This window comes from Gemmatimonadota bacterium, from assembly GCA_026705765.1.
GTDB lineage: Bacteria > Latescibacterota > UBA2968 > UBA2968 > UBA2968 > VXRD01.
Genome location: JAPPAB010000082.1, coordinates 1 through 16,508, shown reverse-complemented (window position 1 = coordinate 16,508; position 16,508 = coordinate 1). Strand labels below are relative to the sequence as shown.

Below are 16,508 nucleotides of genomic sequence, written 5' to 3'. Positions count from 1 at the left end.
GCGGCTACGCGTCTCATGGCACGCCGTTTAAATACACCCAATGCGCCTGTTTCAACACTGGGCGGTACAGCTTTGCTGGCCGCTCTTTTTTGTGGCTTCTGGTTTTTGCCTCAATCGCTCCCTTTGGGCCTCGTCATCGGTGCTGTGGGAATGGCATTCATCGGTATTTTAGACGATTGGAAACCCTTTGCGCCACTGCACAAATTTGCGCTAACCCTCGTAGTTGCAGGCATTGCCGCCTGGCTTGGCCCGCGTTTCCATCTCACAAATATTTACTGGATAGACGCCACACTAACTGCGTTGTGGATGGTCTGGATGTGCCATGCATTCAATGTTCTGGACATGGAAGACGGTCTTTCCTCAGGTAGTGGAACCATTGCTTCGCTGGGTTTGTGGGTGATAAACGCAGGCGATTGGGCACTCGTAACAGCGGGCGCACTCACGGGGTATTTGCTACACAATTTTCATCCCGCCCGCATCCTGATGGGCGACACCGGAAGCCTGTTAATTGGCTTCTTGCTCAGTAGTATGGCTGTTTCTGTCGCAAATCAAACTGGCGGCCTCACGGGCGTCATCGGACCTTTGATCGCCCTGGGCCTCCCCATCTTTGAAGCCGTATTTATCAGTGCAATCCGATTTGCCAAAGGCCGCTCTATTGTCCGACCCAGCCGGGATCACGTTGCACAGCGATTGATACAATGGGGGCTACCAGTGCGTGCAGCAGTCGCTCTGATGTGGCTGACAGGCATTGTTTTGGGTGGTCTGGCACTCGCGTTCACCCTGGGACACTGGATCAGTTTGGTTGGTGTTGCGTGTCTCGCAATCGGTGCGGGGCGGGGATTGTCGCACGTGGATATGGAAGGCGATGGATGTGATGGACGCCCGGTTGGCCTATTTGGCAAAAACTGGTTGATTCACCGCAAAATGCGCCAGACAATGGACGAAGTAAAGGAGATAGTAAGTGGGAAATTGCTGGATGTGGGGTGTGGCAATAAACCCTATGCCAACATTTTTGAGACGCGCGTACAACAATACATCGGCCTGGAAAAAGGGCGAGAGCGGTATGAACGCACCGACGTGTGGGGCGATGTGCAGGCCCTCCCCATCCGCGACCAAACCTGCGATACCGTGTTGTGCAATCAAGTCTTAGAGCACGTGCCGCAGCCCCAATTGGCAATTGACGAAATGGCGCGTGTATTGCGACCGGGTGGCTATTTAATTCTCACCGCACCCCATATTTGGGGCTTGCACGAAGTCCCCCACGACTATTTCCGCTTTACGCCTTATGGCTTGCGCCATCTCGCCAAAAAATCGGGACTAACTGTCCACACAACGCGTGCGCTCGCGGGATTTTGGGTCACAGCCGGGACGCGATTCTGTTATTATTTGGCGCGTTTTGAACGCGGTCCTCTAATCCCCTTTGCGCGCATTGGATTTTTTGTCATCCAACTCGGCGCACTATTTTTAGATCGCCTGCACCGCGTGGAAAGCGAGGCGTGGAATTTTTTACTCATCGCACAAAAGGACTTATCCCATGAGTGATTTTATCGCGCCTATTAAAGCCAATTTTAAACATGCGATAGTAAAGCACTATTTCACATCTATCATCATCCTGGTCATCTTCTTTGCATTTATCCTTCGATATTTCCAATTAAACATCGGTTTGCCCTATTTGTATTTCTGGGATGAACCACTCACGGCCAGCAACGCGCTTCAGATGATAAAAACGGGGGATTACAACCCCCATTTTTTTAAGTACGGTTCTCTGATGATTTATTTTAATCTGTTAGTTGATCAGTTGTACCGTATTTATCTATCACTCACAGGCGATTTGGCAACAAATATACGCATTGCAGCCGACACTGGCTGGCACTGGACGATATCTCATCCGAACTTTTATTTTTGGAACCGTTTTTTAACCGCCACAATGGGCACCGCAACAGTATTTATCACCTATTTAATCAGCAGGACGACATGCAACAGATGGACGGGCATCATATCGGCCCTTTTTTTATCCGTTCTCCCGATCCACATAGTTCATTCGGGCTTTGTAACAATGGACGCGCCAGTCGCCCTGTTTGTCTCGCTTGTCGCCCTATTCTCCATTTTGTTTATCCACCACAAAAAACCCATCTATTTCATATTGAGTTTAATAGGCGTCGGGTTTGCCACAGCGATAAAATACAATTCGGGCCTGGTAATACTGCTCCCCATCGCATCGCTCATTTGGATGTCTTATCGGGATGAAATCCCGCGCCAAAAATTTTATTGGCTCGCGATCCCATGCCTGCCAGCAGTGACTTTTCTTTTCATTATGCCCTACGCAATTCTCGACTTCCCAAATTTTATTAAGGATGTCTTACACCAGATTAATTACTACAAAACCACGGGACATCCCGGCGCAACAATCAGCCCTGGATGGGATTATTTTGCATTTCAGATACGAGAATTTTACTACAACATTGGACTAACGGGCACCATCCTGTTCGCAATCGGTCTGGCAGGAATAATTTCTCGCCCCGCATTGCTCCTGATCTTATTATTCCCTGTGAGCTATCTTTTATTTATGACCGGCATGACCGTCAGCTTTCACAGAAATTTTATACAGGTGTACCCATTTATCGCCATCTTTGCAGGTATTGCGTTTTACAATCTTCATTCAGCATTGACGCGCTTTTATCCAAAGCTCAAAAAGCCAATTCCGATTGTATGCCTCGCAGCCGCGCTCGTTTTACTGCCACGAGCTTATGACGCTTATCAAACGGGCATAGTATTACACAACACCAGAGATACCAGAAGCGCGGTCATAGATACGCTCAACGCGATGGAAGATGTGCAAAAAGTCGTCTTTGCCAGAGAACTGCGAATTCATGAACAAGACCTCGACAGATTAAAATGCAACTATTCAATACAACCCATAGAAATAATGAGCGCGGAACAAAATCGAGACCACACACACTATGTCTTGCCAGCCGAAATATCTCAGATTTATACCTATTACCAGGAAGAAATACAGACCAAACAAGAAATCATCGACAAAATCCACAGCGAGCATATTGTGCAATACATCGACAACAATTACATCGGACAAAATATTGGCAAAGATTACATCAAACAAAATGCCGCAACCATGCTCGATGTATTTTCTACGAGTCCCTCGCTGATCATCACAAATCAAATACCGCACGAACCGTTGCACCCCGGCACTATTGCATTTGATACCTGCAAACTATCTCCCACAGGCGTGCAAATAAACATTCGCAACACCGCAACACTCCGCGATGGCGTAATAACAACCCCGTCTTACGACCTGAAACGCGGGAAATACCTGTTCACATTTCAAGCAAATAAGCCTGCGATACCAGAACGCTCCCAAAGCTTTGTTTTTGGAGAATACGAAACAAAAGTCACCGTAAAACGCCTGAACGCATCCCGCAAACATGCGAGCATCCGGGTCTCAATCTTTGCGGACCAGGCGCTCTTAACACAGCAAATATTCATCTTGACAAAGAACCTCGCTCAAATGGACGCCTTTTTTTCGCTCAAAAAAAACCAGCGCGTTTCAGTTCAAATAGAAAATCTCCATCCTGTGGAAACAACGGTTAAGCAACTGAAAATTTTGGCTTTGTAAAATTTTCAAACTGTTGTAAAAATTCACACCTGTGCCATAGCGTCACATATCCCGCCTTTTCCCTCCTGACCATATCCTATTGTAATTCAATAACTTAAAAATACTCAAGCCAATTGGCACGCTATTTGCATAACACTTTACCGCACGAAAAAACCTCAACGGAGAAAAGTGCGGTGAAAACAACTTACTACACAGTGCTTCTGATAGCAGTCTCGCTACACGGCTGCGCCACCTATTCTCATTTTTCGGGCGACTTTCGCACGAGCCTGCGCGCGCGCAACTACGAAGACGCCCGTGCAAAAATCAAAAAGTCGAGAAAAAGAGGCAACCAATTGCTCTATCTCCTCGAAAACGGCCTCTTGACTCACTATCAGGGCCACTATGAAACATCCAACCGCTATTTTGCCGAAGCCGAGCGGCTATCTGACCGACTCTACACCCGCTCGGTTTCCCGGGAAGCCGCCGCATTTTTGACCAACGACGCCATACGCAACTACCGCGGCGACAGCTTTGAAATGGTTGCCGTCCACTACTATCGCGCGCTGAACTACTGGTATCTGGGCCTCCCGGAAGATGCCCTTGTCGAATGTCGCAAAGCCAATTTGAAACTCGACCAATACGCCATTCACAATGGACAGACGAGTTACAAAAATGATGCCTTCATTCACTACATCACCGGCCTGTTCTACGAAGCCACTGGCGAATTCAACGACGCCCGCGTCTCCTATCAGCACGCACGAGATGCCTATTCATACTACGAAAAAAAATTCCACACCGCCCCACCTCAAACCGTCGTGGAAGACCTCAAGCATGTAGATGACATTCTCAACGGTGAGGAAGCCGACCTGCGCTTTGCCTCGCTCAACATCCCGCCCTTTGTCCCGCCTGTGGGCAATGGCGAACTCGTGATCTTTTCTGAAATCGGCTTTATCCCCCGCAAAATACAAGAAGAAATAGATCTCCCCATTTACGAAGAAGACATCAAACGCAGCAAAGGCGACAAAGTATCTTCCGTCGCCACCCAAATCTCACACCGCCGTCACCGCGTATATCCCATTCGCGATGTCGAATACTGGTTGCGCGTCGTCCTTCCCAAATACGAAACTGTTGCCCCGCGCACAAAGCGCATTCTCATCCGCGCAGGAAACCGCACCATTCAAACGCAGATCGCCCAGAATTACGCTGCAATTGCAAAAACATCGCTCCAGGATCACTACCCGAGGATTATGATCAGAACAATTGCACGCGGGCTTGTGAAATACATAGCCCACCGAGAGGCCAAAGACGAAAATGAAGTCCTCGGTTTCTTCGTCAACCTGTTCAACATCTCAACCGAAATCGCCGACACCCGCAGTTGGGTCTCCTTGCCCCACAATATTCAAATTGGCCGCCTCAATCTACCACCCGGCATTCACACCATCACACTCGAAGCACTCGATGGCAACGGACGCATTATCGAAACCGAAACATTTACCAACATCAAAATCAAACCCGGCCAACGCACGTTCTTGAACCACAGGGTTTATCAATAATTCACAAGGAGGAACACAATGAAACTATCACATCGAAGTCTTTTGTCGTTCATCGTTCTCAGCCTGTTGATCATACCAACGGCAAACGCGGCGAAATCAGACCTGCCGCCCACGCGGGGCATTGTCGTCAACCTCGTCGAATGGGACGGCGGAGAATTACCCGCAGTTTATGAACGGACCGATCAACTCCCCTTCACCCGTGAGGACCTGTTGCAATTGGTACAAAGCGACTTTAAACCCGACCAAATCGCACAGATGATTTCCGAGCGGCGATATGCGGGCGATGCATCTGCCGAAGGGCTGATCGCACTCAAACAAGCAGGTCTTGCGCCCGTCGTCATACAGGCCATCTCCAAACACGCGCTCGCGCCCAACCAATCGCTCAACCTCACCATTTACCTGACATTTGACGGCATTTCTCAAACAGCACGTCATCGCTTTCTCTACGTCATCATACCCGACGGCGAGATCCAGCGCGTCTTCACCGCAGACTTAAACACCGTGCTCGCCGGACAGTGGAAAAGAGACACCCTGATCGATGCCACAGACCCTTTGCTCCCGCGAAAAATTCGGCGCGTCACCTTCTCGGGAACAATCCCACTCAAAACACACGGCAGCAAAACCGTACGGATTTTCACGTCTTCACGCCCGGGAATCCATCAAATTGACGAGATACCAGCGATAGACCTCCCGCGGGTTCAAACCTATGAAATGGACTACCCCGTCAGTTCACCCATTCAAGACTGCCGCGCCTACATTCGCTACAAACAGGATGTGGTATTGCCAGATAAATGGCACATGATTGACACGCGCATGGAATGCGAGTGGCGATAAAACACGCCTTTCACCTCTCAACAAGGAGCTAAGCCATGAAATTCATCACCTGGACAGCAATCGCCCTGATCGGTACCACAACCGGATGCGCTGGCCCCAGAGCCTTTACAAAAGGGACCTATGAAGATCCCAAAACCATTGCCCTGCTCGACGACCGCTTTAACGAAAACGACATGCAACTCATCGCAAAAAAAGTCGTCAACTCAATCCTCGAAGCGCCATTGAACAGACCTGAACCCGCCATCATGCTCGGCAAAATGCGCAATCGCACCACCGAACACATCGACATGGTGGCCCTCTCCGACAAAATCAAAACCGCATTGATCCAGAGCGGCAAAGTGCGCTTTGTCGATGTCACCAACCGCAAAGACATCGCCACAGAATACGAATACCAACAATCGGGCTACGTCGATCCCGCCCAGGCCAAAGCACCGGGCAAACAGACCGGATCGGACCTGATCCTCACGGGTACACTCAGCGCGAACGTGCAGGAAGTGGGCAAAGATAAACTCATCTACTACAAAGCCACCTTCCAACTGACGGACCTGGTCTCATCAGAAATTATATGGACCGACGAAAAAGAAATCCGCAAAGCCTACAAAAAGCGCAGCATAGGATTGTAATTGCGCTGCAGACCTGAGATTATTAGGTTGGGATTACGAGGAATCGAGCATTAAAAATTAAGGGGCGGACGGTTGGGCATCCTGCACATCCTTCCATCCTTTAATCCTGATCCAGAAAGGAGCAAAACCATGAAACACCTGTTATACACACTCGCAATCGCTCTGCTTTTGGGGAGCAGTGCCAGCGCGCAAACTGGCCGCACGGATGGGACAGAAGAAAGCGAATTTGGCAAAGGGGGATACCCTTTTGGCGGCTCGAGCCATCGCGTCTATCTCAACACCGCCTTTGGCTCTGGCTTTTTTGACCTGACGGACGTCAACAAAACGCGCACGGGATTTCTCTATGGGGTTGAACTCGGCGTCGAAATGGACCAGTGGCTCGGCATCCAGGCGGGCTATAATTATCTTTCCGACCGCGACATGTCCATCTTTAGCCTCGGCTCGCGTTTTGCCTACGCCTTTGACCCTTTTGTGTATCACGTCTCGCTCAACGCCGGACTATACGCGCCCAATGAAGGCAGCCGCAACTTTGGTCTGGCACCTGGCGCAGGCATAGACATTGTCCTCCACAAAAGGGTGCGTATCGGACTCGACTACAAACACGACTTTATCTTTACCGACAACCGCACCACCGACATGGACCGGGTCTATGCGGGTCTCAAATTCTTCTTTTAATGAAAAAACAAGAGGCGAGGGACTGTTTGGCCCTCGCCTCTCTCCGTCTTAGCCACAGGTCACATATCACCTATCCAAACACCTCACTCGCGACAAAAGCCATACCCAGTGCAGCGGCAGAATCGCCACCGCGTGCCCATTCAAACTGCGTTGAAACAGCCTGAGCATCAAAGGGATTTTCGAGGTAGATCGGCCACGACCCATCCTCAAATCCCTCAATCACCCACGTCATATACCGATCGCGAAAAGACGCTTCTGAAAGCCCTCCGCCGATCACCACAAGCCCGGGGTCGAATAACCGCACCCAATTGGCTATCGCATAACCCAGAATAAATGCCTGCTCCTTAAAAAGCGACACCGCGAGCGGATCGTCATTTTCCGCGTAATCGCGGAGTTGATACGCTTTTTCCTCAATTGACGCATCAGAAGCATTCAGTGCGTGATCCTTCCATTTATCCCTCGCCAATTCAATCTCAAGCCTGCGTCGCAATGCCATAAGCGACACCCAGGCCTCCGTACATCCCGTCAAACCACACGAACAAGCTGGCAACGCTCCATCCACCTCCCGAAACGGAACCGAAGCATGCCCTACTTCCAGCGCGAGACCATTTGCCCCCTCGTAAATCTGCCCACCGGGTAAAACCAATCCACCGCCCAAACCCGTTCCCGGTGCGACAAGCAAAAGACCCGTGTCGCAATCCGGACGCGCAGCGTATTCACCCGCCGCCGCGGCATTGCCATCATTCGTCATATACACGGGCACACCCGCACGCGCAGAAAACTCGTCGCGAATATTCGTCCCCACCCAATCCGCCCCCAGATTGGCCTGCACCCGAATCACGCCATTGCTACTCGGCGCAGGCACATCCAGACCAATACCCGCGATATCCGATTGACGCCTTCCAGCGCGATCCGTCAATAACAACAGCGCTTCCTCAAGCTGTGCAAACGTCGCCTCATACCCTTCTTTGACGCGACTGGGCACCTCCACCATATCGCCCAATAAATTGCCTGAAGTATCGACGAGAATGGACTTCACACTCGTCCCACCGACGTCCAAACCCACAAAACAGCGCGTATCGCTCTCTCCCATAATCCCATTCCTATCTTCGTGTAATCACAAACAACTGGCGCGTCCCATCTCTGGAAATCGATGGAAAAAGCACCTGATCACTCGTGCGATTCCAGCACGGCGCGGGATCGCTCCTCAAATCCCCCGATATCCACGCCCCCTGATCGTATCGCTCGGTTCGCGCCCATGCCCCGTCAGCCATGCGATACATCACATAAACCGTTCCGCGCTTTGGTCCCGAACCATTGATGACCCACTTCCCATCTGGGGAAAACGCATTGTCTCCGCCAGGCTCCGGAAAAACAGACTGATCTCCCAAAGTCCGTACAATTTTCTGCTCATCGGTATCGTACACTACCAGATCATCTGCATTGTGACCGAGAATCTCATGCCCTTCCAACCACTCGGGATGACCACCAATAAAAACCTTCTGTATGGTCAAATCACTGCCATCGGGATTCACGGTAAAAGGCACATTGAGCCGATCCCCTCGCCCACCGAAATTGCCTCGCGCATAAAAATAAATCCGATCATCATCCCGGTTCCACAGCGTATGGTTGATAAACATCTCCTTGCTCTCAACTCCCGGGTGGTAATCCCGCAATGCATCTCCCAATTGGGCAAAAGATACAATCAACTCTTTTTGACCCGTATTCACATCAACCTTAAAAATCCCATCGTCCTCGGGATGTACAACCCCTTCAGTCCAATCCGCCGCGCCGAGATATCCCGTCACCAACCGCAGACGCGCCATGCGCGCGTAATTTAATCCCAGAAAATAGCCGCCATTTTGCGCCACACCGCTATTGCCAAATGATGTATCCTCATAGCGATATTCGCGGATCCTTTTCCCCCTGGACATATCGAACAAAACCGTGAAAACCTTCTGCGTCTCCGGATCTCGATCATTGAAGAAAAACTGCGTCTCTGGCGATTCGGGATTCCAGTAGAACATCGTACCCTGCTGCGGATTCCACCCCTGCGACTGATCAACCATCTGGACCGAATAGCCATTCTCAGTATCGATCAAAATCACATCCGCTGCCTCACCAGGTCCGGGCATATGATCCTGAAAGCCATTCCGCAATGCGACAATATAACGACCGCTCTGATTCCAGGGAACGGTCTGCGATTGTCCTATATATCCAAAAAAGTGGTGTTTGGGACCATATGTGATCTGCTCAACTTCAAGCTCAAATGAATCTGCCAATTTATTCTCCTCGTGCATATTACGATCTAAACCCCTATCGCATACCCATCGCGCCTCGGATCTGCACCGCCCATCAGCGCACCCGATTCAGCATCCACCACAATACCCTGCGCCCCACCGCAAACGGCGGAATAATCGGGCAACACCTTCACATCGTGTCCACGCGCTTTCAGCGCGCGCCGAATAGACTTTGGCACTCGCCTTTCAATAGACACATTAGTACCCGCACTCTCAATGCGGAACCGAGGTGCTTCAATCGCCGCCTGTATATTCATGCCGTAATCCAGCACATTGGTCAAAAATTGCACCGATGTCTGTTGAATCCCCCAGCTTCCCGGCGTACCCAGCGCAGAAAAAAGCGCGCCATCTCGAAACACCAGCATCGGCGACAAACACATATCCACTTTTTTGTGAGGCGCAATACAATTTGGGCTATTGGGCACCAGATCGCCCCATCGAATAAAATTGTTTAAAAACATGCCCGTATCGCCCATCATCACCCCCGACCCAAAACCCGACCCCAAACTCTGAGTTATAGCCACGGCATTGCCATCGCCATCGACCACATCGAAATGCGTCGTGCATTCATTCAGCCAGGCCTTTGGATCGCCCGGTTCAATCTCGCCCGGCAATTTCGTCGCCGGATACCACTCGCCCCGGTGCACGCCTGCGCGATTTCCAATCAGCTTTCGGCGTTCTTCCGCATAGCCCTTCGCCAGCAATCCCTCAATCGGAGCCTGTGGGGCTGCCGCGTATTCGATCCGATCCGAATTGCCCAACTTCACGGCTTCGATAAACAGATGCAATGCCTGCTCCGAATGGTGTTCCATCTCCGCCAGATCGTATCCTTCCAGCATATTGAGCGTCTCGAGAATCTGAAATCCCGCACTCGGTGGCGACGGACAAAACACCTCATAACCCCGATAAGTCGTCGCTATCGGATCAACCCATTCGGGTTCAAAATCCGCCAGATCGCGCGCGGATAACCAGCCCCCTTCTCCCTGAATATATTCCGCCATTTCGCGCGCGAGGTCACCGCGATAAAAAGCCTCCGCTCCACCTTCAGCAACTCGCCGAAACGTCTGCGCCAAATCCTTTTGAATTAAAATCTCTCCCGGCAGAGGTCCGCGTCCACGCGACAGAATAACCCGTTCTCCCCTGTCGTTCAACCGCCCCCCGCTACTCATCGATTGGCTATTTCTCACCGTCACAGCATACCCGTTCTCCGCCAGATCAATCGCAGGCGCAAATACTTGTGCTGGCGTCATCCTCCCATAGCGCTCCAACAATTCCAACCAGCCGCCACAAGCACCCGGCGTCAAACACGAACGCGGCCCAGCATCTTTATCCGCTGGGCTATCAAACAACTCGGCACGCGCTTGATACGGCGTTCGTCCACAATAATCCAGGACGCGCCTGTGGCCGTTTTTCGCATCATATACAATCGCATACCCCACCCCCGCAATACCAGACATATAAGGCTCCACAACATTGAGCGCGGCAGCAACCGCCACCGCAGCATCAAACGCATTGCCCCCTTCAAGCAACATCCGCGCGCCAGATAGCGCGGCCTGCGGATGCGCGCACGCCACCATACCGCGCGTGCCCGTAACCGTTGGTCTGTGTGTCACTCCATGTGCTGAAAAAGCCATAACACTGCTCCTGATAGTTTGATTTTCACACCACAATAGGTCGAATTAAGATCGGTATAATCTACGTCCGAGAAAAAAAATTGGCAACCGTAGAGTCATAGCCAGTAGAGAATTTATTGCTCAGTTCTCCACACCAACTTATATTGCCCTATCCGCTATTTTATTCATCAATCAAATTTGGAAAGAAACCCTATGGACCCTGTACAACTCACGCGTGAATTTGTATCCTTCAACTCAACCAGCTATTTGAGCAACGTAGATTGCTCAAATGCCATGGCAGAAAGAATGAGCGAGGCTGGCCTCACTGTCGAACGCATTCCCTACACAGACCCCAACGGCGTTCCCAAACTAAACCTCGTCGGCAAGAAGGGTAATGGCACCGGTGGCCTCGCCATGATGGGACACAACGACGTCGTGCCCGCCGAAGGATGGGCCTGGGACCCCTTTGAAGTCATCGAAAAGGGATCCCGAATCTACGGACGCGGCGTAGCCGACATGAAAGGTTCGGTCGCCTGCATGATCGCCACGGCAAGCCATTTCTCCATCGACGAACTCAAACACCCCATCTACGTAGTCGTCACTGGAGATGAAGAAATCAACTGCGGAGGTGCCGATGTCGTCGCCCAAAAATCCGAAGTATTAAAAGAATCCAACGTGCGCTACGGCATTATTGGCGAACCGACCCTGCTCGACGTGGTACACGCCCACAAAGGCTCGGTCAAAATCAGCGTCACAGCCACGGGAAAAGCCACGCACAGCAGCACGGGAACAGGCATCAACGCCAATCACAAACTCATCCCCTTCCTCAACGACATGCTCGCCATAGACCGCGAACTCAAAACCGACGAAAAATACCTCAACAATGCCTTTACACCCCCACACGCCACCCTCAACACCGTCATACACGGGGGTGAACAAGCATCGAACATCACCACGCCAGAAAGCGGGGCAACCCTCAACATGCGCCCCATGCCTGGGCAAGACTTCGCGCCCCTGCTCGACAAAATCAGGACACTGGCCAAAGAACGCGAAGTCCACGTCGATATCTACGACGGACTCGCTCCACTCCATACCCCCGTAGAATCTCGCATCGTGCAAGAAGCCCTCTCCGTTGCAAACAAGAGCGAACCCAAAACCGTAGCTTATGGCACCGATGGCATGATCTTTGGCAAAACCATGGAACTCGTCGTACTCGGTCCCGGCAATATCCAACAGGCACACACCATTGACGAATGGATCGAAATCGAACAACTCCACCAAGCTGTGGATACCTTCTCGGAAATGGTGCGGCGATTTTGTAGTTAAGCGGTCATAATTTCGCAACTGCGGTTGACTTCGAGTTGGGACTTACGTAGATTTATTTTTTTCATGTGAAGATAAGTGAGACCTGACGGATGAATTAAAAAAACAAGCCAAAGGGAAACACCAATTTGAATAATTCGACTTGCCCAGTCAGCACTCAATCACTGGCTAAAACTCGAGTGCTGAAAGGATCCCCACTATGAACATGCCAACATTCGAAAGCCGTGTTGCAACCCTGGAAGCTATCCAAGCACAAATCAATGAACGCTTGAATAGTATTGACAATCGCTTGAACGGCATTGAAAATCGTCAGGACAATCGTTTCAACAGCATGGACAATCGCTTGACAGGAATTGAAACCCGCATCAATAGCAATTTCAAATGGATTATGGGCTTGTTGATCACAGTCTTGCTTGCCAACATCGGCACGGCTATCACCATCGTCTTGACACTTGCCAAACCTTGATCCACTTCCGCATAACAAAAAATCCCCGTGATCTCTCAATCACGGGGATTTTTTATGTGCAATCGGATTGGCGCGAATCTCTACCCACCCGCAATCGACGTCACGAAATGAACCTCGCTATCGGGGGGTATTTGTGTCCGCAAACCCTCTTCGGTGACAACGCCATCAATCGCAACAGCCAGTCCCGGTGCAATCCGATAATCTTCATACACCACCCGATCTTTAATACCGGGAAATTGTGCATCCAGATTTTCGATCACCTCTCGCAAGGTATTGCCACCAACAACTACCTTCTCCTGACCATCGGTCAATTTTCGCATCAGCGAGGGAATCCACACTTCAGGCATATTCAAACTCCTGTATCACTGGTCCTCTCAGGCCGAGCCGTTTCCACCATTTTTATCCCACCAGGCTTCCAACACGCGCGGGGGCGACATGGGCAACTCAGTCAGACGCAGGCCAATCGCATCGTAAATCGCATTGGCAACCGCTGCCGTGGGCGGCACAATCGGCACCTCTCCCACCCCGCGCACACCATAGGGATGCCCCGGATTGGGAACCTCGACAATATGCGCATCAATCATCGGCAAATCCAAACACGTCGGCATCCGATAATCCAGCAAGCTGCTATTCCTCAAAATACCATCTTCGTCGTACACATACTCTTCATTGAGCGCCCAACCAATCGCCTGTGCCACGCCGCCCTGCATCTGCCCCTCCACATAAGGCGGGTATATGGCTTTCCCCGCATCCTGGAAAAGCGACGCACGCAAAATATCGACCTTACCCGTATCGGGATCTACCTCCACATCCACAATCGCCACCGCATAAGCACCCCCAACACCCGTGGGTTTTGCCGTGGCGCGTCCCATCACCGGTCCGCCCGTTGAATCGAGTTTGGCCGCCAAATCCTTAAACGTAATCGACTTCGATGGATCGGACTTCGAGCGGAACACAGCCTGATCGAACTCGACATCATCCTCAGAAATCTCCCACAGAATCGCCGCACGCGCCATCATCTGCTCTTTGATATCCTGCGCGCATTTATAAGCCGCCCAACCCGTCGCAAATGTCGTGCGCGAACCACCCGTCACACCCGTATAACCAATCGAATCCGTATCGCCCACCTGTGGACGAATCTCCTGCTCTGAAATACCCAGCACTTCGGCCATCTGCATCGCAACCGACGTGCGCGTACCCCCAATATCTGTCGAACCTTCCACCAGATTGATCGTACCATCGTCATTCACGCTCGCAGCCGCACTCGAAACACCGCCCCCATTACCCCAAAAACCAGACGCCACACCGCGACCGCGATATTTTCCATTGAGTGCTGTCTGATAGTGGTCAGAAGATACCGCAGCGCGAACGCATTCCTCGTGCCCAATGCGCTTATTCACGGGCCCATCTGCGCGACGCGTACCTTCTTTTGCAGAATTGCTCAACCGAAATTCCAGCGGATCAACGCCCAATTTCTCGGCGAGTTCATCCACCACGGTTTCAACGGCAAAAGCCGCATTCGTCGTGCCCGGCGCGCGATAAGCCGAAGAGGAGGGCTTGTTGTTCACCACATCATAACCATCCACCAGAACATGCGGAATCACATAAGGCGCCAGCATATTGCGCGCGCCCGCGCCCACGGGACTGCCGGAAAAAGCCCCCGCCTCATAGACCAGTTCACTCTCAGCAGCGACGAGCTTGCCGTCATTGGTCGCACCCATCTTCACCCGAATCCACGACCCCGATGTCGGGCCAGTCGCCTGCAAAACCTCAGTGCGGCTCATAATCATTTTCACCGGATGCCCGGTCTTTCTCGACAACAGCGCGGCAATCGGTTCCAAATACGCTTTGATCTTCCCGCCAAATCCCCCGCCAATCTCCAGGGGCACAACCTTAATTTGCGACACGGGAATGCCCAAAATTCTCGCAGTCTGATCCCGCACGCCAAACGCACCCTGATTGCTGCACCAGATCGTCACCACCCCATCGGCATTCCACAACACCGTAGCATTTTGCGGTTCGATATAGCCCTGATGCACCATATCCGTGAGAAACTCGCGCTCCACGATCACATCCGATTCGGCAAATCCCTGTTCGATATCGCCCAATTCCGTGCGAAAATGCGACGCCACATTGCTGAAATTCTCGCTCCTCTCGCCCATCGAATTGGTTCTCTGATCTTCATGTACCAGAGGCGCATCGTCCTTCATCGCCTCCCGCACATCCAGCACATGGGGCAACACCTCGTATTCGACTTCCATCAAATCCAGTGCTTCTTCGGCAATATGGACATTGGTCGCTGCCACCGCCGCCACGGGATACCCCTGATAGAGCACCTTTTCACGTGCCAGTACTGCCGCACACATATCCTTAACCCGCACCACCTCTTCGCCCAAATCGGCCAACTGCTCCTCGGCATTGAGTGCCAAATCCTGTCCGGTAACAACCGCGCGCACGCCTTCAAGTGCTTCTGCTTTGCTCGTATCAATCGACTTAATCCGAGCGTGCGCATGCGGACTTCGCAAAACTCTGGCATGCAACATATCGGGCAAATTGAGATCCGTACCGTAAATCGCCCTGCCCGTCACCTTATCCGCGCCATCGTGCCGCACGGGCCGCGTCCCCACGACCTTGTAATCCGTAATACCCAAATAATCTTCCTGTGGAATCGCCATTTATTCCTCCTGTAATAATAAAATTGCAGTCCTGAAATAACCACGCAAAAAATAATTAAGACCGCGCCCCCTGTCCAGTCTTTAAATCACGCGTCGCTGATCTGTCGCTGATCTTAATACCGGACAGAGTCTCAATAGTCTTTGTCACGGCTGAAAAATCGAGTGCGCCAGCGCCCAGACTGCTCGCAGCCGCATACATCTGATAAGCCACCGCCCCCAGCGGCACGGGCACATTCATTGCGCGTCCCATCTCCACACCGATACCGATATCCTTCTTCATCAGATCGAGCATAAACCCCGGCGCATACTCGTCCTTGAACACAAAATCTGCAACACGCGCCTGAAAAGCCGACGAATCGCCCGAACTCACGCTAATCACCCGCCGCATCACCTCGGGATCAGCACCCGCTTTAACGCCCAATGTAAGCCCCTCTGCAATCGCCGCCATCGTAATACCGCCGAGCAACTGATTGACAATTTTAACCGTTTGCCCCACGCCAACATCACCCACATGAAAAATATTCTCGCTATTGCCCATCGCGTCAAAAATCCCCTGACAGCGATCAAAATCGGCCTTTGCCCCGCCCGCAATAATAGTCAGCGTGCCGTTAATCGCCCCAATATCGCCACCACTTACCGGCGCATCCATTACGCGAACCCCTTTTTCCGCTGCCTGTTCTGCCACACCCTGAATCGTCAGCGGCGAAATCGTACTCATATCTACAATGAGGTCGCCCTCTGACGCCCCGGCCAAAACCCCCTGATCGCCCAGGATGACCTCGCGCACCTCGGGATCAGCCGTTACAATCGTAATAATAATATCCGTTGCCTCGCCC

14 protein-coding genes are annotated in these 16,508 nt (G+C 51.7%); 8 read left to right on the top strand and 6 right to left on the bottom strand.

All coding sequences use genetic code 11. The features are described from left to right. Positions 1-15: 15 nt before the first annotated feature. From OXH16_10710 to OXH16_10685, 6 genes are all read left to right on the top strand, one after another. On the top strand, positions 16-1,542 hold the full coding sequence (locus OXH16_10710; protein MCY3681861.1) for a methyltransferase domain-containing protein: 1,527 nt from the start codon (positions 16-18) through the stop codon (positions 1,540-1,542). Further along, a complete protein-coding gene (locus OXH16_10705; protein MCY3681860.1) occupies positions 1,535-3,631 on the top strand; it encodes a glycosyltransferase family 39 protein in 2,097 nt (698 codons plus the stop codon). The genes OXH16_10710 and OXH16_10705 overlap by 8 nt, the downstream gene beginning before the upstream one ends. A gap of 173 nt (positions 3,632-3,804) precedes the next feature. After that, positions 3,805-5,163 carry a hypothetical protein gene (locus OXH16_10700; protein ID MCY3681859.1) on the top strand — a complete coding sequence of 453 codons (1,359 nt, stop codon included), beginning with the start codon at positions 3,805-3,807 and terminating at the stop codon, positions 5,161-5,163. 18 nt (positions 5,164-5,181) lie between these two features. Then, complete coding sequence (locus OXH16_10695) at positions 5,182-5,997, top strand: hypothetical protein (GenBank protein MCY3681858.1); 816 nt, start codon at positions 5,182-5,184, stop codon at positions 5,995-5,997. 35 nt (positions 5,998-6,032) lie between these two features. Next, positions 6,033-6,620: a penicillin-binding protein activator LpoB gene (gene lpoB / locus OXH16_10690; protein ID MCY3681857.1), complete on the top strand. Its 588-nt coding sequence runs from the start codon at positions 6,033-6,035 to the stop codon at positions 6,618-6,620. 129 nt (positions 6,621-6,749) lie between these two features. After that, the gene (locus OXH16_10685; protein ID MCY3681856.1) at positions 6,750-7,295 is read left to right on the top strand and encodes an outer membrane beta-barrel protein; all 546 of its coding nucleotides are present in this window, start codon (positions 6,750-6,752) and stop codon (positions 7,293-7,295) included. A gap of 70 nt (positions 7,296-7,365) precedes the next feature. Here OXH16_10685 and OXH16_10680 read toward each other — a convergent pair whose 3' ends face one another. Genes OXH16_10680 through ggt form a run of 3 tightly spaced genes read right to left on the bottom strand, consistent with a single transcriptional unit; the run spans position 7,366 to position 11,229 of the window. Further along, positions 7,366-8,388, bottom strand: coding sequence for an ROK family protein (locus OXH16_10680; protein ID MCY3681855.1), 1,023 nt, complete (start codon positions 8,386-8,388; stop codon positions 7,366-7,368). A gap of 10 nt (positions 8,389-8,398) precedes the next feature. Next, complete coding sequence (locus OXH16_10675; protein ID MCY3681854.1) at positions 8,399-9,577, bottom strand: hypothetical protein; 1,179 nt, start codon at positions 9,575-9,577, stop codon at positions 8,399-8,401. A 26-nt stretch (positions 9,578-9,603) separates the two neighbouring features. After that, positions 9,604-11,229, bottom strand: coding sequence for a gamma-glutamyltransferase (gene ggt, locus OXH16_10670; protein ID MCY3681853.1), 1,626 nt, complete (start codon positions 11,227-11,229; stop codon positions 9,604-9,606). A gap of 192 nt (positions 11,230-11,421) precedes the next feature. Between ggt and OXH16_10665 the strand changes: the two genes are divergently transcribed. Together OXH16_10665 and OXH16_10660 are read left to right on the top strand one after the other, a co-directional pair. After that, positions 11,422-12,534, top strand: a complete 1,113-nt coding sequence (locus tag OXH16_10665; protein ID MCY3681852.1) for a M20/M25/M40 family metallo-hydrolase — start codon at positions 11,422-11,424, stop codon at positions 12,532-12,534. A 196-nt stretch (positions 12,535-12,730) separates the two neighbouring features. Further along, a complete protein-coding gene (locus tag OXH16_10660) occupies positions 12,731-12,997 on the top strand; it encodes a hypothetical protein (GenBank protein MCY3681851.1) in 267 nt (88 codons plus the stop codon). An 80-nt stretch (positions 12,998-13,077) separates the two neighbouring features. Here OXH16_10660 and OXH16_10655 read toward each other — a convergent pair whose 3' ends face one another. The 3 genes from OXH16_10655 to OXH16_10645 all read right to left on the bottom strand — a co-directional run. Then, positions 13,078-13,344 carry a MoaD/ThiS family protein gene (locus OXH16_10655; protein ID MCY3681850.1) on the bottom strand — a complete coding sequence of 89 codons (267 nt, stop codon included), beginning with the start codon at positions 13,342-13,344 and terminating at the stop codon, positions 13,078-13,080. 27 nt (positions 13,345-13,371) lie between these two features. Continuing rightward, positions 13,372-15,672: a xanthine dehydrogenase family protein molybdopterin-binding subunit gene (locus OXH16_10650; GenBank protein ID MCY3681849.1), complete on the bottom strand. Its 2,301-nt coding sequence runs from the start codon at positions 15,670-15,672 to the stop codon at positions 13,372-13,374. A 55-nt stretch (positions 15,673-15,727) separates the two neighbouring features. Further along, a partial coding sequence (locus OXH16_10645) for an NAD(P)-dependent oxidoreductase (protein ID MCY3681848.1) occupies positions 15,728-16,508 on the bottom strand: 781 nt, incomplete at its 5' end.